The sequence below is a fragment of the Streptomyces canus genome (assembly GCF_030815415.1).
Lineage (GTDB): Bacteria > Actinomycetota > Actinomycetes > Streptomycetales > Streptomycetaceae > Streptomyces > Streptomyces canus_F.
Map to the genome: position 1 here is coordinate 3,876,104 of NZ_JAUSWW010000001.1, position 23,644 is coordinate 3,899,747.

26 protein-coding genes are annotated in these 23,644 nt (G+C 68.1%); 9 read left to right on the forward strand and 17 right to left on the reverse strand.

Annotation, left to right across the window (positions count from 1 at the left end; all coding sequences use genetic code 11):
- Positions 1 to 35: 35 nt before the first annotated feature.
- The 7 genes from QF037_RS17735 to QF037_RS17765 all read right to left on the reverse strand — a co-directional run bounded on the left by QF037_RS17735 (position 36) and on the right by QF037_RS17765 (position 6,962).
- Positions 36 to 464, reverse strand: coding sequence for a hypothetical protein (locus tag QF037_RS17735; RefSeq protein ID WP_307026400.1), 429 nt, complete (start codon positions 462 to 464; stop codon positions 36 to 38).
- A 4-nt stretch (positions 465 to 468) separates the two neighbouring features.
- Positions 469 to 855 carry a roadblock/LC7 domain-containing protein gene (locus QF037_RS17740; RefSeq protein WP_307026403.1) on the reverse strand — a complete coding sequence of 129 codons (387 nt, stop codon included), beginning with the start codon at positions 853 to 855 and terminating at the stop codon, positions 469 to 471.
- A 77-nt stretch (positions 856 to 932) separates the two neighbouring features.
- A complete protein-coding gene (locus QF037_RS17745) occupies positions 933 to 1,787 on the reverse strand; it encodes a MarR family transcriptional regulator (RefSeq protein ID WP_307026405.1) in 855 nt (284 codons plus the stop codon).
- A gap of 169 nt (positions 1,788 to 1,956) precedes the next feature.
- Positions 1,957 to 3,282, reverse strand: coding sequence for an AI-2E family transporter (locus QF037_RS17750; RefSeq protein ID WP_307026407.1), 1,326 nt, complete (start codon positions 3,280 to 3,282; stop codon positions 1,957 to 1,959).
- Positions 3,283 to 3,435: 153 nt separating this feature from the next.
- Positions 3,436 to 4,140, reverse strand: coding sequence for a transglycosylase SLT domain-containing protein (locus tag QF037_RS17755; protein ID WP_307026409.1), 705 nt, complete (start codon positions 4,138 to 4,140; stop codon positions 3,436 to 3,438).
- A gap of 401 nt (positions 4,141 to 4,541) precedes the next feature.
- Positions 4,542 to 5,867 (reverse strand): PhoH family protein, encoded by a 1,326-nt coding sequence (locus QF037_RS17760; protein WP_307026410.1) that lies wholly within the window; start codon positions 5,865 to 5,867, stop codon positions 4,542 to 4,544.
- A 321-nt stretch (positions 5,868 to 6,188) separates the two neighbouring features.
- Positions 6,189 to 6,962: an isoprenyl transferase gene (locus tag QF037_RS17765; RefSeq protein WP_307026412.1), complete on the reverse strand. Its 774-nt coding sequence runs from the start codon at positions 6,960 to 6,962 to the stop codon at positions 6,189 to 6,191.
- A 736-nt stretch (positions 6,963 to 7,698) separates the two neighbouring features.
- On the opposite strand from QF037_RS17765, the gene QF037_RS17770 reads away from it, so the two are divergent.
- Positions 7,699 to 8,865 (forward strand): winged helix DNA-binding domain-containing protein, encoded by a 1,167-nt coding sequence (locus QF037_RS17770; RefSeq protein ID WP_307026414.1) that lies wholly within the window; start codon positions 7,699 to 7,701, stop codon positions 8,863 to 8,865.
- On the opposite strand, the gene QF037_RS17775 is transcribed toward QF037_RS17770, so the two are convergent.
- Positions 8,856 to 9,662 carry a class I SAM-dependent methyltransferase gene (locus tag QF037_RS17775; protein WP_307026416.1) on the reverse strand — a complete coding sequence of 269 codons (807 nt, stop codon included), beginning with the start codon at positions 9,660 to 9,662 and terminating at the stop codon, positions 8,856 to 8,858. The genes QF037_RS17770 and QF037_RS17775 overlap by 10 nt on opposite strands.
- A 314-nt stretch (positions 9,663 to 9,976) precedes the next feature.
- On the opposite strand from QF037_RS17775, the gene QF037_RS17780 reads away from it, so the two are divergent.
- The 5 genes from QF037_RS17780 (at position 9,977) to QF037_RS17800 (ending at position 13,354) form a co-directional block, all read left to right on the forward strand.
- Positions 9,977 to 10,291, forward strand: coding sequence for a hypothetical protein (locus tag QF037_RS17780; protein ID WP_307026417.1), 315 nt, complete (start codon positions 9,977 to 9,979; stop codon positions 10,289 to 10,291).
- Between the two features lie 3 nt (positions 10,292 to 10,294).
- Positions 10,295 to 11,590 carry a putative T7SS-secreted protein gene (locus QF037_RS17785; protein ID WP_307026419.1) on the forward strand — a complete coding sequence of 432 codons (1,296 nt, stop codon included), beginning with the start codon at positions 10,295 to 10,297 and terminating at the stop codon, positions 11,588 to 11,590.
- On the forward strand, positions 11,568 to 12,056 hold the full coding sequence (locus QF037_RS17790; protein WP_307026421.1) for a hypothetical protein: 489 nt from the start codon (positions 11,568 to 11,570) through the stop codon (positions 12,054 to 12,056). Before QF037_RS17785 ends, QF037_RS17790 begins: the two co-directional genes overlap by 23 nt.
- 111 nt (positions 12,057 to 12,167) lie before the next feature.
- Complete coding sequence (locus tag QF037_RS17795) at positions 12,168 to 12,704, forward strand: hypothetical protein (RefSeq protein WP_307026423.1); 537 nt, start codon at positions 12,168 to 12,170, stop codon at positions 12,702 to 12,704.
- The gene (locus tag QF037_RS17800) at positions 12,701 to 13,354 is read left to right on the forward strand and encodes a hypothetical protein (RefSeq protein WP_307026424.1); all 654 of its coding nucleotides are present in this window, start codon (positions 12,701 to 12,703) and stop codon (positions 13,352 to 13,354) included. Before QF037_RS17795 ends, QF037_RS17800 begins: the two co-directional genes overlap by 4 nt.
- Before the next feature lie 79 nt (positions 13,355 to 13,433).
- On the opposite strand, the gene QF037_RS17805 is transcribed toward QF037_RS17800, so the two are convergent.
- Complete coding sequence (locus tag QF037_RS17805; protein WP_307026426.1) at positions 13,434 to 14,465, reverse strand: hypothetical protein; 1,032 nt, start codon at positions 14,463 to 14,465, stop codon at positions 13,434 to 13,436.
- A gap of 8 nt (positions 14,466 to 14,473) precedes the next feature.
- Positions 14,474 to 15,130 carry a hypothetical protein gene (locus tag QF037_RS17810; RefSeq protein ID WP_307026428.1) on the reverse strand — a complete coding sequence of 219 codons (657 nt, stop codon included), beginning with the start codon at positions 15,128 to 15,130 and terminating at the stop codon, positions 14,474 to 14,476.
- A 275-nt stretch (positions 15,131 to 15,405) separates the two neighbouring features.
- On the opposite strand from QF037_RS17810, the gene QF037_RS17815 reads away from it, so the two are divergent.
- The 3 genes from QF037_RS17815 to QF037_RS17825 all read left to right on the forward strand — a co-directional run bounded on the left by QF037_RS17815 (position 15,406) and on the right by QF037_RS17825 (position 18,237).
- A complete protein-coding gene (locus QF037_RS17815) occupies positions 15,406 to 15,771 on the forward strand; it encodes a DUF192 domain-containing protein (RefSeq protein ID WP_307037218.1) in 366 nt (121 codons plus the stop codon).
- 461 nt (positions 15,772 to 16,232) lie between these two features.
- Positions 16,233 to 16,706, forward strand: coding sequence for a carboxymuconolactone decarboxylase family protein (locus QF037_RS17820; protein ID WP_307026430.1), 474 nt, complete (start codon positions 16,233 to 16,235; stop codon positions 16,704 to 16,706).
- Between the two features lie 292 nt (positions 16,707 to 16,998).
- Complete coding sequence (locus QF037_RS17825; protein WP_307026432.1) at positions 16,999 to 18,237, forward strand: RNA-guided endonuclease InsQ/TnpB family protein; 1,239 nt, start codon at positions 16,999 to 17,001, stop codon at positions 18,235 to 18,237.
- Here QF037_RS17825 and QF037_RS17830 read toward each other — a convergent pair.
- From QF037_RS17830 to QF037_RS17860, 7 genes are all read right to left on the reverse strand, one after another.
- Positions 18,234 to 18,881, reverse strand: a complete 648-nt coding sequence (locus QF037_RS17830) for an OmpA family protein (RefSeq protein ID WP_307026434.1) — start codon at positions 18,879 to 18,881, stop codon at positions 18,234 to 18,236. The genes QF037_RS17825 and QF037_RS17830 overlap by 4 nt on opposite strands.
- A 7-nt stretch (positions 18,882 to 18,888) precedes the next feature.
- Positions 18,889 to 19,470 (reverse strand): hypothetical protein, encoded by a 582-nt coding sequence (locus QF037_RS17835; RefSeq protein ID WP_307026435.1) that lies wholly within the window; start codon positions 19,468 to 19,470, stop codon positions 18,889 to 18,891.
- Positions 19,471 to 19,504: 34 nt separating this feature from the next.
- Complete coding sequence (locus QF037_RS17840) at positions 19,505 to 20,098, reverse strand: pilus assembly protein TadG-related protein (RefSeq protein ID WP_307037220.1); 594 nt, start codon at positions 20,096 to 20,098, stop codon at positions 19,505 to 19,507.
- A complete protein-coding gene (locus QF037_RS17845; protein WP_307026437.1) occupies positions 20,098 to 20,250 on the reverse strand; it encodes a hypothetical protein in 153 nt (50 codons plus the stop codon). Before QF037_RS17845 ends, QF037_RS17840 begins: the two co-directional genes overlap by 1 nt.
- Before the next feature lie 119 nt (positions 20,251 to 20,369).
- Positions 20,370 to 21,176 (reverse strand): response regulator, encoded by an 807-nt coding sequence (locus QF037_RS17850; protein WP_307026439.1) that lies wholly within the window; start codon positions 21,174 to 21,176, stop codon positions 20,370 to 20,372.
- A 64-nt stretch (positions 21,177 to 21,240) separates the two neighbouring features.
- On the reverse strand, positions 21,241 to 22,728 hold the full coding sequence (locus QF037_RS17855; protein ID WP_307026441.1) for a histidine kinase: 1,488 nt from the start codon (positions 22,726 to 22,728) through the stop codon (positions 21,241 to 21,243).
- Between the two features lie 15 nt (positions 22,729 to 22,743).
- Positions 22,744 to 23,631, reverse strand: a complete 888-nt coding sequence (locus QF037_RS17860) for a DUF5936 domain-containing protein (protein WP_307026443.1) — start codon at positions 23,629 to 23,631, stop codon at positions 22,744 to 22,746.
- Positions 23,632 to 23,644 lie beyond the last annotated feature (13 nt).

Sequence of the window (23,644 nt, forward strand, 5' to 3'; positions counted from 1 at the left end):
GCCCCTCCGGTGCGGGAGGGGCCCTTTCCGCGTGCTCAGAGGCTGTACTCCCGTACCACCCGCCGCACCTGGGCGAAGAGCATGCCCACGTTCACCGATTTCCGGCAGACCACCACGGCCACCACGTCCTGCTGCTCGTTCAGCCGGATGAACAGGTGGGTGAGGTTCTCGCTGTTGACCAGGATCTCCTGGAAGAAGTGGTTGTCGCCGCCCACCCCGCGGCGTTCCTTGAAGACGTCCTCGATCATCACGACCGTGCGGCCCTGGAACAGGTCGAGCGTCGCACCCGCCAGCAGGTCCAGCACCTCCGGCGGATGGTTCTCGACGGTCTCGTACGAAAGGAGCATGCCGGTGGACATGTCGACCACGCCCGAGGCGACACAGTCGGGGGCATCGGTACGCAGTGACTTGACCAGGCCCATCACCTGATCGGAGAAACCAGGGGTCATACGCTTCGTCGCCATCCCTTCAGACTCCTTCCGCTGCCTTGTGCGTGAGGATCGAGCCGATACGGTCGAGAGCGGGCTGGGTCGCCCGGTGCAGTCGGTCCACGTCCATGCCCTCGTCGCCGAGGACGACCATCAGGGCGGTGTCGCCGACCGCGTAGAACGCCGCACAGCCGTGACTGCCGTAGGTCACGGTCTGGCGCAGGGTGCCCCGGGCGGTCGCCTGGGCGGTGCGGCGGGCGAGACCGAGGCCGGCCGCGGCGAGGGCGGCGAGGCCCTCCGGATCGATGGAGTCGGCGGTGTCCGCCGCGATAAGCAGTCCGTCGGCGGCGGCGACCGCCGTGTCGGTGATGCCGGTCACCTGTTCGCGCAGTCCACGCATTTCCCGTGCCAGTGCTTCGTGATCCATGTATTCAACTCCCCTATTTCTGTTCGGATCTGTTCGGCTTCTTCATTCGAGGCCTCTCTTCGGGCTCATTCGGGCGCTCATTTGGGGGCTCCGTTTCGCATCCGGAAGAATCCGCCGGGTTTACGGCGGGGCAGGCTGCCGGGGACGAGCGGCGGGGCGGTGGGAGGCGACGGATCGCGCTGCCGCACCCCCTGGCCGTCGGGGAGGGGGCGGACCGGGATCGGGGTGGGTGCCACGGCGCACTCAAGGAGGCCCTCGCCGAGCATCCGGGCCATCTCGACGGTGACGGTGTAGACGCCGCGCCCGGTGCGGAAGGCCAGGTCACGGGCGGTGCTGCGGCCGTCGGCGTGGGTGAGCAGCTCACGGTGCAGCGCGGTGAGGGGGCCGGCGTCCATGCCCGGGACCGGATGCGGGCGCTCCCGCTCGGGGTGCACGGGGTGGGGCAGCGCGGCCAGGGCGGCAAGCCTGCGGGTGCCTTCCTGGAGCAGCCGGTTCGACGTCTCGCCGACGGCGATCGTGGCGAACGGCTCGGTCTCGGCGCCCCGTTCGCAGCCGTGCACCCGGCCGGCGAGGACGGCGAACACGGCGTCGTGCAGCGCCATCACACACACGACCTTGAGCTGGGCGGCCCCGGCGTAGCCGCGCGCGATCAGTCGGGCCGCCGGCCAGCGCGCGCCGCCCGACTCCCGTACCAGCGCGGCCCATTCCTCCCCGCTGACCCGGCCCGAGCGCAGCAGCAGCGCCTCCGGGCCGGGGGCGCCGGGACTCTGCGCGCCCACGACGAGGCCGTTGCGCAGATGGAGGGTGCCACCGGGCGCACCGGCCACTCTCAGTTCCCCGGTGAACTCCTCACGCCCGCACAGTGTCAGGGCGTGTGCCAGCAGGTCGTGACCGACCCGGTCGAGGTCGAGGGGGTCGCGGAGGCCCGACATCACTTCCCCCTGGCATTTCGCACATACGCCTGGCGCGTAGCACTGAGGGGGTATGTGTATCAGCCGTGCGGCATATTTCGGCCGGGTTATTCCGAGCTGCTCCCAGCTGTCGGAAATTGAAGCCTGGAGCCGTTCAATTCACTTTGTTCGGCGCTCATTTGAACGATTCTCATCCCAGATCGGCGGGGCCGTCCTTGGGGGCAGGGTCGTCCGTGGGGGTCACGGGGGCGATGTCCGCCGCCGTGGCGCCCCTCGGGCGGGGGGACTGCTTCAGGGCCTGTTCCTGGGAGTACGACCGCAGATAGCCGACCACCGTGTTCGTGACCGCGACCAACGGCACCGCGACCACCGCACCGCCGATCCCGGCGATCATGCCGCCCGCGGCGACGGACAGGACCACGGCCAGCGGGTGGACCCGGACCGCGCGGCCCAGGATGAACGGCTGCAGGATGTGCCCCTCGATCTGCTGCACCGCCAAGACGACCGCCAGGGACATGACCGCCGTGAAGACGCCCTGTGTCACCAGCGCGACCACCACCGCCAGCGCGCCCGAGACGACCGCGCCCACCAGCGGGATGAACGCGAACAGGAAGATGAAGACCGCCAGCGGCACGGCCATCGGGACACCCAGGAAGTAGATACCGAGGCCGATGAAGATGGCGTCGATCAGAGCCACTATCACCGTGCCGCGCACATAGGCCGTCAGCGTGCGCCACGCGCGCGGGCCCGCACCCGCGACGCCGGGCCGCGCCGCCGCCGGCACCAGCCTCAGCGTCCACTCCCAGATACGCTTTCCGTCGTAGAGCAGGAAGAGCGTCGAGAAGGCGGCGAGCAGGATGCCCGTCAGCGCCTCGACGACGACCGTCACACCTTCCAGACCGGCCGACGTGATCTGGTCCGTGTTCGCGCCGACCGCCTCCCGCAGGTTCTCGGCGATGTCGTTGATCTGCTTGTCCGTGACATGGAACGGGCTGTTGAGCAGCCAGTTGCGCAACTCGTCGATGCCGTCCTGAACCTGGTCGGAGACGTTGTCGATGTTCTCCATGACCTGCCAGGTCACGAACCATCCGATCAGGCCCATCACGACGAAGCCGAGGATCGCGGTGAGCGCGGTCGCGAGGCCGCGCGGGACGCCGTAGCGCCGCAGCCACGCCACCGTCGGCTGGAGCAGCGCGGTGATCAGCAGCGCGGCCACGAAGGCGAGGACGACGAGCTGTACGGCACTGATGACCCGCATGAGGACCCAGACCGTGCCCGCCAGGACGAGCAGTCGCCAGCCGGCCTCGGCGGCGACACGCATACCCCACGGGACCGCCTGCGCGGGATCAGGGCGGGGTACCGCGGCGAGGGGCGCTTCGTCGGGGGGCGGCGAAGGCTCGTCGGGGGGCAGGTCCTCCTCCTCGCGCTCCGCCTCCGCGCGGCGCTCGTCCAACCGGTCACCCATCTCGGTCAGTCCGTGGCCGAGCCGGCCGAGCCACCCAGGCACTCGCGACATGATCCGTGTCCGTCCCTTTCCCCCGTCTTTGCCCACCACTCCCCCCTGGAGTCCGTAAGTCGTCCGTCAGACCGTACAACAGGGCGAAAGCCCCCCACCGTAGGACGGTGAGGGGCTGCGCGGGGTTGAGCGTCGGCCGGGGGCCGGGCGGCTCTAGTACCAGTGGTTGGCCTGCCAGAAGGACCAGGCCTCGCACGGGCTGCCGTAGCGGCTGTCCATGTAGTTGAGGCCCCACTTGATCTGGGTGGCCGGGTTGGTCCGCCAGTCGTCACCGACGGAGGACATCTTGGAGCCGGGCAGAGCCTGGAAGAGACCGTAGGCACCCGAGGAGGCGTTGACCGCCGTGTAGTTCCAGCTTGACTCGTGGTCCACGATGTTGCTGAAGCACGTCCACTGACCGCTCGGCACCAGCTGTCGCGCCATCGCCTGGATCTGCGCGGTGGAGTACGAGCTCTGGACGGGGAAACTGGAGGAGTCCCGGGAGGCGGCGGCGGCCTTGACCTCGGCGCGCTCCTTGGCTTCCTTCGCCGCCTTCTCGGCGGCTTCCTTCTTCTCGACAGCCGACTTGGCAGCAGCCTTGCGAGCCGATTCCTCGGCGTCCTTCTTCGCGCTCACGTCGGCGGCGATGGCCTGGACATTGGCCTGCTGCGTCAGGGACGCGGTCTGCACCTGGACCTGCTGGCCCGCGGGTATGTCCGCGAGGAGCGTCGAATCGGCTACTGCCGCTTCGGCGTCGTTCGTCTGCGCGGTGCTGCCCGAGGCAACGCCGACGACGCTTCCGACAGCGGTGACCGCGGTGGCAGAGGCCACTGCGAATCCCCGGACCGAAATCGGACTCACACGGTTTCCTTCCAGCATCGCCCGCTTCGGTGACCCTGGCGGACGCAATCTTGCCCCTGGCGCTGACCTCCCAACTGCTGGGTCACGGGAGGTTCGGGCCCGGTGGGCAACCCCCGTGAGGGAGGCGCCGCATGGTGCTCGGGCGGCATACGACGTCGGCTATGGAGTTGAAGCTGGTGGTGCTGTGGTGCCGTACCGCTGGGGGTACAGGTGTGTCGTATGCGGGGCCTGACAGGAATGAGACTCTGCCGCAAGCGGACGCCGAGTGGCAATTCTGAGTTGCGTGTGAAAGCTCACACCTCGTTTGGCCCAGGGGATTTCAGGAAACCCGCACACCGCGAGGCGCCGCCCGGCTAGGCTCACTGCCTTTCCGGACGGCGCCAACTATTGCGTAACCCTTGTGAAGTTGGACGACAGGGTCAGATCTGCCCGTCCTCCAGCATTTCGGTCACAAGGGCGGCGATCTGGGACCTCTCGGACCGCGTCAGCGTGACGTGGGCGAAGAGCGGATGTCCCTTCAGCTTCTCCACGACGGCGACGACACCGTCGTAGCGACCCACCCTCAGATTGTCCCGCTGGGCCACGTCATGGGTGAGCACCACCCGCGAATTGGCACCGATTCGGGACAGAACGGTGAGAAGCACATTCCGTTCCAGCGACTGCGCCTCGTCCACGATCACGAACGCGTCGTGCAGCGAGCGTCCGCGGATGTGGGTGAGGGGCAGGACCTCGAGCATCCCGCGTGCGGTGACCTCCTCGATGACCTCGCGGCTGGCGACCGCGGACAGCGTGTCGAAGACCGCCTGCGCCCAGGGGCTCATCTTCTCGGACTCGGAGCCCGGCAGATAGCCCAGCTCCTGCCCGCCCACCGCGTACAGCGGACGGAAGACCATGACCTTCTGGTGCTGGCGGCGCTCCAGGACCGCCTCCAGACCCGCGCACAGCGCGAGTGCCGACTTGCCGGTGCCGGCGCGGCCTCCCATCGACACGATCCCGATGTCCGGGTCGAGCAGGATGTCCAGCGCGATGCGCTGCTCCGCGCTGCGCCCCTTGATGCCGAACGCCTCCCGGTCACCGCGCACCAGGCGGATGTTGCCCTCGGGACTGACCCGCCCCAGCGCCTTGCCGCGCTCGGACTGGATCGTCAGACCCGTGTGCACGGGCAGGTCGGCGGCCTCGGGGACGTACATATGGCCTTCCTCGAAGAGGATGTCCACCTGTTCGCCCGGCAGGGTCAGTTCGGACATTCCGGTCCAGCCGGAGGAGCCCGTGATGGCGAGCTCGGCGCGGTACTCCTCGGCGAGGAGACCGACCGAGGACGCCTTGATCCTGAGCGGGAGGTCCTTCGAGACGACGGTGACGTCGAATCCCTCGGCCTGCAGATTGCGGGCGACCGCGAGGATGCGGGAGTCGTTGTCCCCCAGGCGGTAGCCGCTGGGCAGCACGCTGGGGTCCGAGTGATTGAGCTCGACACGGACGGTTCCGCCGAGGTCCCCGATCGGGATGGGGGCGTCGAGGCGGCCGTGCCGCACCCGGAACTCGTCGAGCAGCCGCAGTGCCTGCCGGGCGAAGTAACCGAGCTCGGGATGGTGCCGCTTGGCCTCCAGTTCCGTCACCACGACGATGGGCAGCACGACCTCGTGCTCGTCGAAGCGGTTCAGGGCGTGCGGGTCGGCCAGCAGAACGCTGGTGTCGAGAACATAGGTGCGCCGGTCTGGCATACGGCGCTTTGTGCTGGTCACCACGGAAGGACGTACCCCCTCGGATGAGGTCGGGGAGCGACGGAGTGGAGCTGGACCGATCGACGGCCGCGATGCACGGGCCGAAGACCGGCCCTCCACTGCTTCTTCCGTGCTGAAACCGCACGGTCGAGCTGGTGCAAAGGGCCTCCCGGGCGAACGGCTCCGGTGCCGTCCGCTGAGATCCGACACCCGTGGTTCGGGTGTCGACCTGCTTGGCTTATGCCCTCGAACATGCGCTGCCATGCCGGTACGTATGACGGCGCGCTGGTGAACTCCTTGTTACTTCCGCCCCAAACGGGGTAGGCCGGGCGCTTGCCGCGCGCCCTAACCGCCGTAGCGCCGATGCCGTGCCGCGTAGTCGCGCAGGGCGCGCAGGAAGTCGACCTTGCGGAAGGCCGGCCAGAAAACGTCACAGAAGTAGTACTCGGAGTGGGCCGTCTGCCACAGCATGAACCCGGACAGCCGCTGCTCGCCGCTGGTGCGGATCACCAGGTCGGGGTGGGGCTGGTCGCCGGTGTAGAGATGACGGCCGATCGCGTCGATGGTGACGGACTCGGCGAGGTCCTCGAGCGAGGTCCCCTTGTCGGCGGCGTCGAGCATCATCGAGCGCATGGCGTCCACGATCTCCTGGCGACCGCCGTAGCCGATGGCGAGGTTGACGAGTATCCCGTCGACATGCGCCGTCGCCTCCGCCGCCTCCTTCAGCGCCAGCTGCATCTGGGAGGGCAGCAGGTCCGGTGTGCCGACGTGGTGCACCCGCCAGCGGCCGTCCGCGGCCAGGGTGCGCACGACGTCCTCGATGATGCCCAGCAGCGGGCCGAGCTCGTCCTGGGGCCGGTCGAAGTTGTCCGTCGACAGCAGCCAGAGGGTGACGACCTCGACATCGGTCTCGGAGCACCAGCCGAGGAACTCCTCGATCTTCTCGGCTCCAGCGCGGTGACCGTGCACGGTGGTGGAGCCGGCGGCCTTCGCCCAGCGGCGGTTGCCATCCATGATGACGCCGATGTGCTTGGGCACCTGAGCGTGGTCCAGGTGGCCTTCCACCCGGCGCGCGTACAGCCTGACCAGCAGGCCGCGCAGCTTGTCGCGCAGGTTCACGTTCTTGTCAGCCCCTCCGTACGGCGGTCCCCGCGGGCGGAAGCCTACCGCTGCGGTGGAGGAATACTTGAGTCCGGGTCGTGTTGCCGCTCACGCCAACACGGCGGAGTCACACGCCGACCCACAAAAAAACGGGCCGGTCCGTGGGGGGGGAGACGGACCGGCCCGAGGGGGGGTTTCCACCATAACCCTTCGTAAGTGATGCTGCGTGCATCGGCATGCCACAACTACTCTCCGGAGTCGAGCGGCGACGGCCCGATGACCTGGAAAGGCCCCGCTCCTGGAGGACTCATGGCCGAATCACAGCGGATTCCCAAGGCAATCGGATGGGATCCGGAGGCTTTGGGGCGGCTTGCCGGATGCCCGACGACGTGTTCTCGCATCCCCCAGGTGGGTGACCCGGCCGCGAACCTCCGCTTGACGCCGGGCGCCGATCACACAAGGAGGCCGGTGACCTGCGAAGGCAGCGCACCGCGCAGCCCCCTCCGCCGCGCGGTGCCGCCCGCGCAGATTTGCTCACGCGAATTACCTTGGTCCGAACTTACGCGAGATCAAGGTAAGAGGGGAGTTGACGGTGATAACAATGTGGAAACCCCGTGAATCCCATGGATGCGAAGGGGAAATGGGACGCTGATGCGATGATGGCCCGATTTGCCCAACGAAGATGACTACCACCGCCCCACGCGCATCTCCATAGAGGACAGGAGCTGACCTCGTTCCGGCCTAGCGTCGCATCATGACGGTGAGGATCACATGGGCCGAGGCGAGCGCACGCCGGCTCGAACGGCAGTTCCTGGCCACTTCCGCGAAGCCGCGCGTCCCGGTCGCCGATGTGGTCGCCACGATGCTCGGGGCACATGCGCAGGTGCTGTCCGCGGCCGAGCTGTCGGTCGGGGTGCGGACCGAGGGGGCGACACGGTCGCACGTGCGCGAGGCGCTCTGGGAGGACCGGTCACTGGTCAAGACGCACGGCCCGCGCGGAACCGTCCATCTGCTTCCCACTGCCGAACTCCCGCTGTGGTGCGCCGCGTTGCCGGCCGTCCCGGCCGGGTCGGTGTTCGCGCCGGACGTACGGGTCACCGAGGAGCAGGCCGGGCAGATCGTGGCGGCGATCGGGGACGCCCTGGACGGGGTGTGCCTGACCGTGGACGAGCTGAGCGAGGAGGTCGTGGCGCGCACCGGCGCCTGGGCCGGTGACCTGGTGATGCCCGCCTTCCAGACCCTGTGGCCGCGCTGGCGGCAGGTGCTGCACCGGGCGGGCTGGTCCGGCGCGCTGTGCTTCGGCCCCAACCGGGGCCGCAAGGTGACGTACACCCGCCCGCCGCACTTCGATCCGCTGCCGGCGGACGACGCCGTACGCACTCTCGTACGACGGTATCTGCACGCCTACGGGCCCGGGACCCCGGCGTGGTTCGCCAAGTGGATGGCGGCGCCCGGCGGTTGGTCGAGCGCGGTGTTCGGGCGGATGGCGGAGGCCGGGGAGATCGAGGAGGTCGACTTCGAGGGGACGGCGGCCTGGGTGGCGGCGGGCGACACGGAGTTCCCCGGGGACGGGGGCCTGGATCGGGATGGGGTACGGGGTGTGCGGCTGCTGCCGTACTTCGACGCGTACGGGATCGCCGCCCAGCCGCGGGAGCTGCTGTTCCCCGGTGTCGCGTACCGGCGGGCGCTGGCGGGCGGCCAGGCCGGCAACTTTCCGCTGCTGCTGGTCGACGGCGTGGTGGCCGGGGTCTGGCATCAGCGGCGCCGGGGCCGTCGTACGACCGTCACGGTGGAGCCGCTGCGGCGGCTCACGGCGCGGCACGAGCGGGAGTTGGGAGAGCGGGTGCAGCGGGTGGGCGAAGTACTGGAGGCGGAGGCGGAGTTGGTGGTCGGGGAGGTGACGGTCGGGCCTCACGCGTGAGACGCGGGTTTCCGGACGTCGAAGAGATGGCGGGTGCTGTGGGCGACGAACGGGCCCTCGGACTCGATCCGCTCGTGCAGGGCGCGGAGTTGGGGCTGGTACGTCTCGACGGTGAAGCCCGGAACCATCCACACCACCTTGCGCAGGAAGTGGACCACGGCCCCGATGTCGTAGAACTCGACCCGCAGCCGCTCCGCACGCAGATCGACGACCTCCAGCCCCGCGGCCTCGGCGCCGGCGCGTTCGCGGTCGGGGTGGCGATTCGCGCTCTGTTCGGCGGGGAGCGGCCCGAGGAAGTGCTCGACGAGCTCGAAGACGCTGCGCGGGCCTACGTGCTGGGCGAAGTAGGTGCCGCCCGGCTGGAGCACGCGCGCGATCTCCGGCCAGTCGGGGGCAACGGGGTGGCGGCTGGTGACGAGGTCGAAGGCCGCGTCCGCGAAGGGCAGCGGGGCGTCCTCGGGCGAGGCGACGACGGCGACGCCGTAGGGGCGGAGCAGCGCGGTGGCCTTGGCCACGTTGGGCGGCCAGCCCTCGGTGGCGACGACGAGGCGGGGCGCCTTCGAGGTCGCCGCCGCCTTGCCGAGTGCGAAGTCCAGGACCTCCCCTCCCCCGGTCTGGACGTCCAGCGCGGCGGTGGCCCGGGAGAGCCGCTCGGCCTTGGCCACGGCGTACCCCCAGGAGGGCCGTTCCTCGCTGGCCCGCCCCTCGAACCAGGAGAAGTCCCAGCCCTCGGTGGGCACGGAGGAGCCTTCGGCGACGAGGGCTTCGTAGCTGGGGTGGGGGTGGTCGATCGGCATGGGGTGATCGTCGCAGGGTGGCATCGGGGGCGCCGCTGAATTTTTGCGGGCCGGGGAGGGGTGGCGGACACCGTGGGCCTCCTGCCGTCACGAGACCGGCGGCCGAACGGAGACGGTCTCGGGACGTCAAACGATGAGGGCAGCATCCAGCAGGCCTAGTTGCACCAGCACAGCATGGATGCGAGAGGATGCAGCAGCGGACACGGTCACCTCACGATCAGCGGCCGGGGGCGGGAAGGTGCCCGCGGTGACTGTGCCGGTGGGATGAGCCCAACGGGGACGTGCTGACCACGCAAGCGCAAACGGAGAGGCCCATGGGGGAGCGCGACCGTCTGGTAGTCGACTACGGACTCCTGGAGTCTTCGAAGACGAATCTGCAGGACATCAAGAAAGCCCTCGAAGGCATCGACAAACACCGCGCCGACATCCATGACATCTGGGGCCATAGCAGTATCGCCGGCAAGATGGACGATTTCGTCAGCAACTGGGACAACTATCGGCGTGAACTCCTCGAGAACGTCGAGGACTTGGGCAAGCAGGTAGAGACCTCGCTCAAGAGCTTCGAGAAGCTGGACCTCGATCTCGCGAAGGCGAACGAGAAGAAGCACGGCGAAAACGGGGGGAGCTGACCGATGGGTACGGGCAAGGGCAGGCGCCGGCCGGTCGACTGGCATCCGCTGGCGGAGAAGGACCCGGTCCCCGGCGATCCGGAGGACATCCGCGACGAGGTCGGCAGAATGAAGAACCTCGCCTCAACCCTCCGCGACCAGGCTCGCATCCTGCGCAAGGCCGCCGACGGCGAAGCGCTGAAGGGCAAGTACGCCGACAAGATCCGCGAAAAGTCCGGCGACCTCGAAAAGCACTTCCGCGAGACCGCGGCCCGCTACGAACGTGTGGTCGGCGACCTCGGCCATTGGGCCAACGAACTGGAGGACTTCCAGGAACAGGCCGACGGCGTCCTCCGAGCCGCGAAGCAGGCCGACGAGGAGCACGCTGCCGAGGTGAAGAAGAAGGAAGCCGAGGCCAAGAAAAGCGGCGAAAAGAACGCGTCGGAGTCATCCGACCCCGACAGCCACCTGGCGCCTTACCACAAGCAGCTCAACCAAATCGTCTCCGAGCGCGACTCCCGCGCCCAGTACTACGCCGACAATATCGGCGATGACATCTCGGACATCATCAAGGACAGCGCTTGGGAGAACTTCAAGGACGGGGTGCACGAGCACGCGGATACCATCAAATCCGTCATCGAAGTCCTGAGTTGGGCCGCGACCGCCATCGGGATCATCGCCCTCCTCTTCACTCCGGTCGGATGGGTGGCGACCCTCATCACGGTGACCGCCATCAGCCTCACAGCGCTCGTCGGTATCGGACACACGCTGCTGGCGCTTTCCGGTGACGGGAACTGGGCGGACGTCGCCATGGACGTCTTCGCCTTGGCGACGCTGGGAATGGGCAGCGTGGCGATGAAGGGCGTGAAGGCCGCGACAACAGCGCTCAAGACCGTCAGCAGGGCGGAGCGGTTCCAGCGGTACGCGAATCTGCGCAAGCTGCTCAACAAGAATGTCGCGCGGTACGGTCTTGAGTCGGTCCGAGGCTCGAAAGCGGCACGCGCGCTGCAATCCCTGCGCCAGATCGGGGCGCGAGAGACACGTCCTGTGGCAACCCGGGTGGAGCGCCTGCTGGGGGGCGACGGGGAGGTCATCAGCGCGAGCAAGTTTGCCAAGGCGATGCGGGCTGAGTTCGGTGGGAATGCCAGCGTGCGGGCGGCGGCCGACACGGTGAACACGGCCGTACTGAAGTTCCGGCTGAACTACGGGGCTGCCACCCTGGTGGACGTGGGCGACAAACTCGGAGAAAAAGGCCCATACAAGGACCAGTACGGCGACGCCAAGGATGTCCTGACGCGTGAAGTCGGGAGCCGTTGGTGAACACACCGGAGCGCGCACTTACCCGCAACAACCGGGCACGACCAAATTCAGAGCAAAGTTCGAGGGAGTGGAGATAGTGGCGACAATCCCGGCGAAAAGCCCGCAGGAATCCCGGGCCATGAAGTTCCTCGCCGCGTGCACACTGGTACCGTTTTTCTGTTTCGCCTTCCAAGACCTCGGCAGCAAGTACGGCGAAATGGACTGGCTCACCTACGGCTACGTGGCATGGCCGTTGATGATCTCGCCCGTCCTGATGCTGGCCCTGTTTTTCAGGAACCGAGAGCTCATCCGTAACCCGCATATCGGCGCCAACTTCTCCCAGACGATCAAGATGGTTGCCATCATGTACCTGGTCTGGAACATCATCGGGACCATCGGCTACAACTGGCTGGGCATCATTTCAGTGCTCTGCTGCCTGACGATCCTCGTGGCCGACCGCCAGCTCAAGAAGCAGGCGCGCGTGTGAGCGCCTCCGATCTGGGGCAGCAGGCGCCACCCCCCGTCAAGGCGACCGCTCCCCACCGCTACGAACTCGTCCTGCCCCCCCGGCTGGGTCCGCATCCCCCTGCGCGAGGGCATGAAGGAAGCACTCGAGAGGATCCTCTTCTCGCACATGGAGCAAGTCCCGGAAGGCATCCCCCGGGACGACGCGATGCGCTTCCGGTTGGAGATGCGTCGCCAGTTGGAAAAGCAAGCCCGCGCGGCCAGAAGGAACGGCGGCCTTGACCTCTACCTTCCGGTCCTCCCGCGCGGGGGCATCTTCCTCATGGCCTCTTTCATCGTTGCCGAGCTGCCGATCGGCCGAGACCGTACGGTTCCCCCACAGGCGGTACTCGCACAGCTGGCCGCCGAGAAGGTGCCCGGCGGAACGGCGACAACGGTCGACGTGGCAGGGGCACCCGCACTCCGCCGCGCCTACCGCTCCACCCCTGATGAGGAGGAGCTGCCGACGCGGCGGGTCGACTATGTGATCCCCGTGGCGGACGACCCCGGCCGCTGGGTCAGCATCAACTTCTCCACACCGGGTGACGGAGACATCGACAGTGAATTCACCGACGTGCTGGTCGAGTTGTTCGACGCGGTGGTCGGCACGTTCAAGTGGAGTTACGAGTGAGCTGGCTCAACGTCAAGCACGCCATGGATCTGTCCCCCTGGATCCGCATCCCGCTCATGTGGCCGGAGCCGGGCCTTGAGGACGTCGAGGAGGCACAGACGCCCGAGGCATGGGCACGTTACTTCGCCGAGGGCCTCTGGGAGGATTTCGCGCCGGAGAAGCCGGAACCTGGCGAAGTCGATCTGCTGACCGACATCCTGTTGATGTACGCCATCAGGGCCCCCGCGGCCTTTCCCGACTTCGAGGTCTTCCTTCATCTCCCGCACCCACGGGAGATCCCGCTTCCCGCGTATGTCGACCTCGTGGAGATCGAGGAGGGCGAAGACCGGGAGACGGCACTGCGTGAACTGACCCACGCCGATGCGAGCTACGCCATCGAGCCCCCCATCGTCGAGGGCTTCGACTCCCCGCACCTGGGACCCGGCCTGCGGGTGCTGCGCTACTTCCAGGACGAGGACAGCAACGAGGTACACGTTGGCCTCCGTTACGCCTGGCGCTACGAGAAGGGCACGGAGGCCGCGAACGTTCTGATCATCCTGGCCGATCCCGACGCCGGCCGGATCCTCAAGGCTCTCGACGATGTCGACGAGTTCGCCCGCACCGTCCGGATCAGCCCGGATGAGGAAGCGGACAACTGGACGTCCTCATGATCACGGGCAGGTCGCCACGGCACGCCGGGCGATCACTCCCCTAGGGGAGTGATCGCCCGACCGCGGGATCTCGCGGTTGTCAGCGGTTGATGGCCTGGATCTCCTGTACGACGACGTCCTGCGTGGCACCGAAGCTGCCGTCGGGCAGGTCGCCGCCGGCGCCGCCGGTGCCGGTCCAGGTGATCTTCCAGGTGACCGTGGCCTGGAGCGGGTACGAGCCGTCGCCCGAGGAGCGCAGGTACTTCACGCCGCAGGGCGGCGTCTGGTCGGCCTTGCCCTTCGCGTAGGGCTCACCGATCCGGCCGTTGTTGATCTCGCAGACGCCGGAGGCCGGGTAGGTCACGGCGTCGGCCGTGCCGGGCTTGATCTCGAGGGAGATCGGTTCCGCGGTGGCGGTCGCTGTCAGGCCGATGGCGTCGATGGAGGCGGTGACGGAGACCGGCTTGAACTCGGCGCCGTCGAGCCAGGCCCAGGTCGGGAGGTTGACCTTGGTGTTGTTCGCGGGGGCCAGGGTCACTTCGGTACCGGGGACGCGGATCTCGTTGTAGGCGAGCCCGGCGAGGATCTCCGGGGTGACGGCGTTCGGGATGTTGGCCGGTGGGGCGTCACCCGTGTCCACCCAGAAATAGTCCTCGTCGCAGGCGTCCCAGCCGGGCGGGAAGTCCTTGTTGACGTACGAGCCCCACCAGTAGCCCTTGCCGGACTTGTCCTTGTTGAAGCCCTTCTCTTCATCCTTGGCGTTGTACTTCTCCCGCTGCTCGGCATCCCACTGGTAGCCCGTCGACTCGGCCTCCCAGATCGGCTCCAACTTCTTCTGCAGCTCTTCGGGGGAGTACATCGGGGCGTACCAGCAGGCGGGCGGCGTCCAGGAGGTGCTGGACGTCAGGGCGCCGGTGGAGGCGCCGCTGCCATTCTTCGAACGGTCGAATTCGACGGTGCCGACGGTGACGGAGAGATTGCCCTTGTCGTCGGCGTTGGCGTCCTGAGTCGGGTTGCTCGAGTCGAGGGTGCCACCGCCTCCGGTGGGCGAGTCATCGGCGTGGGCCACGCCCGGCACCGCGAAGAGCGACAGGCACACACCGACGGCGACCACGCTCGGTATCTTCCTCATTGCGCGTGTCAGGGCTGGCACTTCGCGCTCCCCCTCTGCGAGACGATCTTCTGGATCGCCCACACCCCCTTGCCGTTCTTCTTCAGAGACGTGTGGTAGATCACGTAACTGTCGGAAGTGACCTTGGTCTTCCTGACCTTGCCGTTCTTGAGGTCCTTCGCGTACGCCTTCCCCTGGTCCTCGCAGTAGCTGAGGGAAGCGGTACCGTCCTTGTCCACGGCCACTTCGGGGTTGTAGAAGCGGTAGGCCCCCGTGATGCTGACCTTTGCGTCCACGTACTCCTTGACGAAGTTCTCCACGCCGACGGCGGCCTCGCCCTCGTAGTAGTAGACGTACGCCTTGTCGAGCGCGTTCTGGTTCACGATGGCCAGGTCCACAGCCTTGATGGACTGCTCGCTGTCGGACAAGACCGCGTCCTTGTCCTGGTCGCCCGTCTTGGGCCAGTCGAAGGTGTAGGTCAGATCCGAGGGCAGGTCGATCTTCGGCCGGTCGGCCGCCGTCGAGGCGGACGGGCTCGGCGACGCCGACGTCTTGCCGGTGTCGGATCCCGCGATCTTGTCGTTGTCCTTGCCCTTGGAGCTGTCGTCGCCTCCGCACGCGGACAGCGTCAGGGCCGCGGTGGCGGTCAGTGCTAGCGCTGCAAGCAGCGTGGGGCGGCGGTTCACGGTCGGCTCCCGGTGAGGCGAGGCTTCTCTTGAGCGAAGCAACGCTATCCAGGGGGCAGCGGTGACACCAGGGTTGCTGTTGCCGAGGGGCGGGGTAAATGCGGCCAAATCGGCCTTGCCTGACACCACTTGGGCCGTAACGGTTGGATAACGCGTGGTGAGCGGGTGGTTCCAGTTATGAACTCGCAAAGCTGACGGGTGGTCGGCGAGGCCTCGTTCGGTTCGCAGGAGGGGTGGAGGGGCAGGTTGTGGTGGGCGAAGGGGGCGGTTCGGGTATGCGGCGGTTGCGGGACGGGCGGGGGACGTTGGTCGTCCCTGGGGAGCCGACCGGTGTTTCCGTTCCGTTGGAGATCGCCGCGTCCTATCGCGCCCGTACCAAAGGGCTGTTGGGGCGGGATTCCGTGGACGGGGCGATCCTGCTCTCGCCTGCCAGCGGTGTGCACACCTTTCGTATGCGCATGCCCATCGATGTCGCCTACCTCGATCGCCACCTTGTCGTCACCGCCGTACGCACCATGAAGCCCGGCCGACTGGGGATGCCCCGGCTCCGTTCGCGGCATGTACTGGAGGCGGAGGCCGGAGCCATGGCCGGGTGGGGACTGCGGGCCGGGGTACGGGTGGCCGTGGCCACCGACGCGTGACGGGGTGCAGGCCGAGCTGTCACGCCAGTGATTGGCCGACCTGTCTCACCAACGGCAGCGCTCACCTGGTCCTTTCCGTCCCGGCTTCGGGACGGATCTGCCAATCAATGGGCTTGGAGCGCCCTGTCGTCCGTGGTCATGACCAGGTGGCTGCCCGGGGCCGGGCAAGCGGGAAGAACGCGTACACCGTGTCGAAGGCGTACGGCGGTGGCTCGTACGTGCGTACGACGGCCAGCTCGAACCTGGCTCAGGGACCTGCGCCCGGGCCCGTTCGACCATCGCCGGTGACACGTCGATCCCCGTCACCTCGCAGCCCGCCCGCCTCACCCGCGTCAGATGAACCCGGCGGGAGTACGTCGGCGCCCCGTGAGACGCGCGTCACATTCTGGGGTGTCACATCTCGGTGGGGTCGTTCCGTCTAGGGGGTGTAGGCATCGACACCAACGCCACAGGAGCTCACCATGGAAGCCCGCCTCGACCTCTTCGGAAACCCGCTCGCCGGCAAGATCATCCGGTACGTCAACTCGGCGGGCAAGGCGGTCGCGGACTCGACCCTGCCGCACTCGACGGCGGAGCTCGTCAAGCTCCGCGCCAGCCAGATCAACGGCTGCGGGTTCTGCACCGACATGCACACCAAGGACGCGGTCGCCGCCGGCGAGACCCACGAACGTCTCCACCTCGTCGCCGCCTGGCGTGAGGCCAAGGTGTTCACCGAGGCCGAGCGTGCCGCGCTGGAACTGGCCGAGGAAGGCACCCGCATCGCCGACGGAGCCGGCGGGGTCAGCGACAAGGTCTGGGCCAACGCCCAGAAGCACTACGACGAGGAGCAGCTGGCCGCGCTGGTCGCCACCATCGCCCTCATCAACCTCTACAACCGCTTCAACGTCATCATCCAGCAGCCCGCCGGTGACTACCAGCCCGGCATGTTCGGCTGACCGAACGACGATCGACCGTTCCCACCGGTGCCGGGGAGTTCTCCTCCCCGGCACCTCGCCGTTCAGCGAATTCTTGCGAGGAACCCCGGGCGTTCAGGCCCGGGAGGAATCGCATCCCTGTGGTTGCGGCGCGGAGCGCCGCAGCATCACTGTCGGCTCGGCCGCGGAGCGGCTGGGCGCCGTCCCCGGCGGAGCTTGGTGATGCGAACGCGTGGCCGGCTGGGTCGCTCGGTGTGATGAACGCTGCCGAACGCGTGGGGGTGTCTCGTACGGGTGCGTAGGGTCAGTGATCGTGAAGCTGGTGGTGCAGATCAGACTCCTGCCGACCCCCGGACAGGCGGCGGCGCTCGAGGCGACCCTGCACGCCTGCAACGAGGCCGCCACTTGGGTGAGTGAGATCGCCTTCGAGCGCCGGGAGTTCAAGAACTTCCCCCTGCGCAAGCACACCTACGAGGCGGTCAAGTCCCGCTGGAGCCTGGGTGCGCAGGCCGCCCAGCACGTGATCAAGAAGACCTGTGACGCGTACACCACGCTGAAGGCGAACCTGAAGACCGGCAACCTCGGCAAGCCCGGCTCGAAGCGCTACCGCAAGGCCACCGAGAAGCCTCTCGCCTTCCGCCCCCAGGGTGCCCAGCCCTACGACGACCGGATGCTCTCGTGGCAGATCGCCGAGCGCACGGTGTCGGTCTGGACCACGTCGGGGCGGGTCAAGAACGTGGCCTTCACCGCCTCGATGGAGCAGCTCGCCACGCTCGCCCTGTACCGCAGGGGCGAGTCCGACCTGCTGGAACGCGACGGCATGTGGTTTCTCAACGCCACCTGCGAGGTGCCCGAGGCAGAGCTGAACACGGCTCCTGCGGACTTCCTCGGCATCGACCTGGGCATGGTGAACATCGCCACCACCAGTGACGGCGAGATCATGGCCGGGCGCGAACTCAACCGCGCCCGGGTCCGCGAGCGCGGCCTGCGGCAGAAACTGCAGAAGAAGAACACCCCGTCGGCGAAACGGCGCCTGAAGAAACGCAGGCGCAAGGAGGCCCGGCGGGCGCGGGACATCAACCACAAGATCGCGAAACATGTGGCGGCCGAGGCAGAACGCACCGGTCGCGGAATCGCCCTGGAAGAGTTGACGGGCATCCGTGAGCGGGTACGGCTTCGCAAGCCCCAACGGGCCACCCACTCCAGCTGGTCGTTTGCCCAGCTGGGTCAGTTCATCGCGTACAAGGCCCGCCGGGCGGGGGTGCCGGTGGTGTATGTCGATCCGGCGTACACCTCGCGCACCTGCGCCGAGTGCGGTCACATCGACAAGGTGAACCGGGTCTCGCAGGCCTGGTTCGCGTGCCGGAACTGCGGATTCGTTGATCACGCAGACCGGAACGGCTCCCGCAACATCCGCGCCCGTGCGTGGGAGTTGTGGCGACGCGGGGCCCAGTCAACGGCCCCTGCCCCACCCCGGACATCCGGGCGTGGGGCTGGACGCAAACGCAGCACCACAGCCAGTGATGCCCGTTGTGCAAGCCCGGCGCTTTAGCGCCGGGTAGTTGACCTCTCCGTGCGCGGGAAAGAGACCTCGACCCGTCGGTTCTTCTTGCGGCCGGCCTCCGTCGAGTTGTCGGAGATCGGGTACTGCTCGCCGTATCCGCGTACCTCGTACGTGACGTTCGCGTCGTTCAGTTCGGCTTCCAGGACGTCCTGCACGGCGTTGGCCCGCTGCTTCGACAGGACGTCGCCGTGGGCAGAGGTGCCCAGGTTGTCCGTGAAGCCGAAGACGCGGATCTTCGTCGCGTTCTGGTTCTTGATCTCGTCCGCGATCGCCGCGATACGGGCCTTCGACTGGCCGCTGAGTTTCGCGCTGTCCTTGCCGAACAGGACCTCCGCCTGGAGGGCGAACTTGACGTCCGCGTTGGTGTCTTCACGGCGTTCCTCGCCGGACTGGTCCTCCACGACCTGCTTGATGTCCAGGACCTTGGGTTCGGCGAGAGTGGCGCCCTCCGGGAGCTTGAGGTCCGGGTCGTTGGCGTCCACCTTCACGGGGGCCGCGGCGGTGGCCTCGGTGCCCGGGGGGACGCTGGGGGTTTCGTCGGCCTCGGCCGTCGTCGCGACGAAGAGGTTCGTGGCGAGCATGACCGACGCGGCGGAGAGGGTCAGGGCGAGGCGGGGTGGGGTGAGGGTCATCGGGGCCTCACCCGGAGATGGTGATCGTGGCGGCGGCGAAGCTGGGCAGTTGGAAGGTGACTTCGGTCGTTTCGGCGGGGGGAGCCGGGAACTGCATGAAGACGGGTGCTGACTCACCAGCCTTCAGCGAGTTGAGGTCCGTGGTCGTAAGCGGGCGACCATCAGTGTCGCGGAGTACGTAGTAGCGCTTCTTGCTTGCGGAATCCACGAGCGTGGCTCCACCCAGTGACCTGCCGTGCCTGATGATCTCGGTTTCGTCTCCCCTGAGCCCGGCAGGAACGACAACGGTCTCTGAACCGTCGTTCTTCAAGTTTCCGTTGACAGTGACGAAGCCGCCCGCATCCCGCTCGGCGGAGGTGACCTGAAGCAGCAGTCCGTCGGGCCCCTTCAACTCGGCCAGGGGCGTGTCTGCTTGACCTTCCTGAGCACTCGGGTCGGACCCGCTTGACTTGGAAGCTGAAGCCGACGCCTCCGGCTTCTTGTCGTCGTCGCCTCCACCGCCGCAGCCGACTACGCCGAGAGCCAACCCGGCCGCAACAGTCAGCGCGACCATCCCCCTGCGGGCCTTCGTAGTGAACCGAATGCTCATGACTCCGCTTCCTTCGTCCCTCGTCGTTCGCTTGTCAGCCGGCCAGATGGACGTCGAACAGATCCTCGGGTTCCGGTAGAACGGCGAGGTCCTCCGGATCCAAGTCCCAGTTCCTGTCCTCACAGGTGAGTTGCGGCAGTACCTCGTCTCCGGCATCCGCACCGGGAAGCTCGAACGTGCACAGGGGCTCGACCAACGCCTTGGCAGACGCCTTCGCGTACATGCCCTCCGTACCGGGCACGAGGGAATCGCCCACCGATTCATCGCTCTCGACATCGACTGTGTAGCTCAGGACATCCGGGTCACAGGCCACAACATGCGCCGCGTTCTGCGCCGCCAACTGATCTGCCCTCCCGCAGGAAGGCGTGAGGCCCTGTGCGTAGCCGTCGAAGATGTCCTGCCACTTCGTCGGGTCGAGTACGACCTCCACCCACTTGCCCGCGAGTTGGTCCCGGGTGTCCTGGGCAGCCGCGAGCGCCGCCGCGTCCGCGGCCGTCTGGGCGCCGTTCCGGCTTGCCGCGGCCTGGCCGACCGCAAGGTATGCGAACGCAAGAAAGAGCAGGCCCGCCACCACCATGATGTAGATGGGGAAGGCCTGCCCTGCGTCGCCGCACTTGCGGCGCCTGATCAACCAATGACCTCTTGAATCTTCGCGGTGATCGCGTCGAAGATCTGCGCACCAATGTCCGTCCCCGTAATCGCCAACACGATCGCCACAACCACCGCGATGATCCCCAGGTACTCGACCGCGGTCTGTCCCTCGTCGTTCCAGTTCCGCATGGCGTTGCCCTCCGTTGTCCGTGGTGTGGGCAACGTATGAGGTGGCGCCCGTCTTCGCGGAGGGTCCGTGGGCCCAACTCCGGGCCCAATTCGCCTTCCTCTTCCCCCCAGCCCTCATCTCAGGTCACCCCTAGCCACTTCGCGGCGGCTTCGGCGCGGCTGGTGCTGTGGAGTTTGGCGAAGATGCGGTTGATGTGGTTCTTGACGGTCTTCTCGCTGATGAAGCAGGTGGCGGCGATCTGTTGGTTGTTCATGCCGGATGCGATGAGGTCCATGATCTCCGCCTCCCTTGCGCTCAGATGGAACCGCGACTTGTCAGACTGTGCCACAACTGGTTGCAGTTGCGAAAGGCGTTTCGCGGAAATCAATGGGGACTTGGGTTGATGGGGGGTGTAATTGTGTGCAGTCGCACTGCCTTCCTTCGTCTGCCGTAGCCGGGCCACCAGGGCGTCCGCCGCCGTCGGTGTGAAGTGGGCCCGGCCGTTCTTGATGTTCCTTACGGCGTCGACGAGTTGGTCCGCCGTGAACTCGCCGTGGACCAGGTAGCCGCCGGCGCCCAGGCGCAGGGCCTCGTGGACGATCTCCGACTCCCTGCTGTAGGTGAGCATCACCACCGGGGCGATCTGGACCAGGTGCGGGAGGGCCGAGAGGCCGTCGACACCCGGCATGCGGACGTCCAGGAGGATCACGTCGGGGTGGTGGGCCAGCGCCGCCTCGTAGGCCTGGCGGCCGTCCGCGGCTTCGGCGACGACCGTGATGTCCTCGCGGCCGGAGAGGAGGGCGGTCAGGCCCGCGCGGACCACCGGGTTGTCGTCCGCCACCACGACACGTAGGGCGGTCGATGGCGCGGGGGGCGGGAAGTCCTCGAACGGGTCGTGGGGCGGTGGCTGCTTCGCGCCGGGGCGGGGAGTTGTCTGGTCCGGCATTCTGCGGCCTCCTCTCGTCGTCTCGCGTTGCGTGGGGGACTGTGCGGCGGCGTCGTGCGGATGGTCAAGCGCTGCCTGGGGCCGGTGCCGTCAGCGGGAGTTCCAGGCGGACCTCCGTGCCCTTGGTGTGGGTGCCGCGGCCGATACGGATGCGGGCGCCGAGCGCAGCGGCTCGTTCGACCATGCCCACCAGGCCGAAGTGGCCTGTGCTGCGGAGTTGTTCGAGGGTGGTGCCCTGGGGCAGGCCCCGGCCGTCGTCGTAGACGGTCATGCAGAGCAGGTCGCCGTGGACTCCCGCGCTCACGTCCACCCGGGTCGGTGCCGCGTGGCGGTGGGCGTTGTCCATCGCTTCCGCGGCGATGGTGAGGAGTTGGCGGGCGACGGCCGGCGGGATGAGGGGCGTCTCCTCCTCGCCGGTGGGGTGGTAGGTGGCCGCGAGGTTCGTGCGGGTGCCGAAGTCCCTTGTGCGGGCCGCCAGTTCCCTGAGTACGTCGGTGGCGTCCGCCTCCCGGCGCAGGTCTGCCAGGAGTTCGCGGGATTCGGCGGCTGCCCGGCGGGCCGAGCGGGCCACCAGCTCCGCCTGTTCCTTGACCAGCGTGGGGTCCATGCGGTCGGCCGTGCCTGCCAGGCCGTCCGCCGCCAGGGCCACGCCGTACAGGGTCTTGGCGACCGAGTCGTGCATCTCCCTTGCCAGGCGGGCCCGTTCCTCGGCGATCGCCTCCGTGACGGCCAGGCGGGCCTGGACCTCGGTCAGGGCCCGGGTGGCGGCGCCGAAGCGGAACATCAGGTTGCGCAGGGCCGAGCCGACCGCTCCGGCGATGACGCAGAGGCCGGGGAGGAGGAGGCGCTCGGCGACGGTGGTGGCCGGGTTCTGCGTCGTCGCGTAGACCAGGAGGAAGATCAGGGACTGAAGGCTCGCGAAGACCGCGGCGCCTCGCCAGCCGTAGACGATGCCGGCGAGGAGGGGGGTGCAGACGCTGACGTAGGCGAGCGTGGTGTCGGGGCCCGCGGAGATGAGGAGCAGGGAGCCGAAGAGGGTGTCCGCTCCGAGGAGGGTGGGGTGGCGGAGGAGGAGGGGGCCGAAGCGTTCCCAGTCCCTGAAGAGGACGTACGAGCCCATGAAGGTGGCGACCACCGCGGCGCCCACCAGGCGGGCGCCCAGGCCTGGGTTGGCGTTGAGGAGGGCGGCGGGGGCGGCCAGGGCGATCATGGCCAGCCGGAAGCCGAAGACGTGGCGGGCCAGGGCTTGCAGGGCGTTGACCTGGATGGGAATTGCGGGTGCGGCGGCCTGTGCGGGAGCGTCAGTCCTAGCGGGAGCGGCAACCCCTGCGGGTGCGTCAGTCCTAGCGGGAGCGGCAACCCCTGCGGGTGCGTCAGTCCTAGCGGGAGCGGCAACCCCTGCGGGTGCGTCAGCCCGCGCGGGTGGCCCCTGTGCGGCGCCTCCGCCCTCCGCGGCCGTCCGTGGCTGCCTCGGCACACCCGGCAGCGGCTCCTCCAGCCGCTCCACTGCCCGTCGCCGCCACACCCCCCGGCGTTCCCCGGTCATCGACATCCTCGTCACCCGCCCCTAGTCGCCCGTGATCGAGCCGAAGTCGGTCCCCGAGCCCAGCAGCAGGCCCGCGCCCAGGAGGATCATCGTGGCCGGGACCATGAACGTGGTGATCATCATCGTGGCCTTGGGGACCGCGCGGGCGGCCTTGCGGCGGGCGTTCTGGGCGTCCGTGCGGCGCATGTCCTTGGCGAGGGCGACCAGGGTGTCGACGATCGGGGCGCCCAGTTCCTCGCCCTGCTGGAGCGCCGTGACGAACATGGCCACCTGTTCGGAGTCGTTGCGGCGGCGCAGTTCCTGGAAGGCCTGGCGGCGGCCCATGCCGAGGTCCATCTGGCGGAGTGTGATGCGGAGTTCGTCCGCCCAGGGCCCCTCGTACTTCGTCGCCACCCGGTCCAGCGCCTGCCGGAAGCCCAGGCCCGCGCTCACCACGACCGCCAGGACGTCGAGGAAGTCCGGCAGGGTCCGCTCGATCACGTCCTTGCGGATCCGGATCGCCGACCAGATGCCGACCTCCGTCCAGAACGCCCCGAAGGCGAGCAGGAGCAGCGCCACGAGGAACTGGCCCCGCATCAGGAAGACCAGGCCGCCGAAACCGCCCAGGAAGCCGTAGACGGCGCGGCGGGCCGCGTAGCGGTCGATGGTCAGACCGCCGGGGTTGCCGGCCAGGTCGATCCTGCGGCGGTACTTCGCGACCTGTTTGGGGCCCATCAGGCGCAGGACGGCGGGTGCGTAGCGCATGCCGAGACGGTCGATCAGCGAGTCCACCGCGCCGGTCCGCGTGGCGCCGACCTCCAGGGCGAGGACCAGGTCGCCGGGGAGTTTCGCGTCCGCCCGGTACATGCGGATCCCGGCGAAGACGCCCCAGACCCCGAGGCCCATCAGCAGGGCGAGAAGAAGTGCCATCTGCGTACGCCCC